We start from the raw sequence: 960 nt of genomic DNA, 5'->3' as shown, positions 1-960 counted from the left end.
GTGCTGCCGGGCAGCGCGCTGCGCCAGAACCTGTGGTCGCAGGTGCGCGGCGCGGTCCTGACCTCGGCCACGCTCACCAGCTGCGGCCAATTCGACTTCTTCCTGCGCGAGGCGGGCCTGGCGGGCGATGAGGCCGTGACCACCCTGGCGGTGGACAGCCCTTTCGACTACGCCCGGCAGGGCACGCTGGTGGCCCACGAGACACGCGCCGAGCCCCGCGATGCCCAGGCCTTCACGGCCGAGATGGTCGAGGCGCTGCTGACCGACCTGGCGCAGGTCGAGGCCGGTGCGCTGGTGCTGTTCACCTCGCGCGAGCAGATGCGCCGCGCCGTCGAAGAACTGCCCACCGCGCTGCGCCCCGTGGTGCTGGTGCAGGGGCAACTGCCGCGGCGCGAACTGCTCGCGCGCCACCGCGAGCGCGTGGGCGGGGGGCTGCCGTCCATCATCTTCGGGATGCAGTCCTTCGGCGAGGGCCTGGACCTGCCGGGCGCGCTGTGCGAGTCGCTGTTCATCACCAAACTGCCCTTCGCGCCGCCGGACGATCCGGTGAGCGAGGCGCGCGCGGAATGGCTGCGCGCGTCCGGGCGCGACCCTTTCACCGAACTGGTGGTGCCGGCGACCGCGATCCGGCTGGCGCAGTGGGTGGGCCGGGCGATCCGCACGGAAGAGGACCGGGCGCAGGTGCACTGCTACGACAAGCGGCTGGTGCGCACCGGCTACGGCCAGCGGCTGCTGACCGGCCTGCCGCCCTTCACGCTCGAGCGGCGCGCCCGCTGATCCCGACGGCGTCGGACGTGCCCCACAGCGGCGCTGGCCCGGCGCCGACCCGCTCGCGCGCCCTGGCTTCGTAGAGTGGCAAGCAGGCGCGCCAGACGCGCCGTCCACCGCTTTCCCACCCTCCCGGAGCCCGCATGACCCCCGAGAACGACACCCCCCACGCCGCGCTGTTTCGCCGCATCA

The 960-nt window shown here is 73.6% G+C and carries 1 protein-coding gene; it reads left to right on the top strand.

Annotation, left to right across the window (positions count from 1 at the left end):
• The coding region (locus tag A612_RS06685) for a helicase C-terminal domain-containing protein (RefSeq protein ID WP_019373737.1) at nt 1–777 on the top strand (777 nt) is incomplete at its 5' end.
• Nucleotides 778–960: the final 183 nt, after the last annotated feature.

This window comes from Melaminivora alkalimesophila (assembly GCF_000282995.1).
In the GTDB taxonomy this organism is placed as follows: domain Bacteria; phylum Pseudomonadota; class Gammaproteobacteria; order Burkholderiales; family Burkholderiaceae_C; genus Melaminivora; species Melaminivora alkalimesophila.
This window is presented reverse-complemented; position numbering and strand designations above follow the sequence as displayed.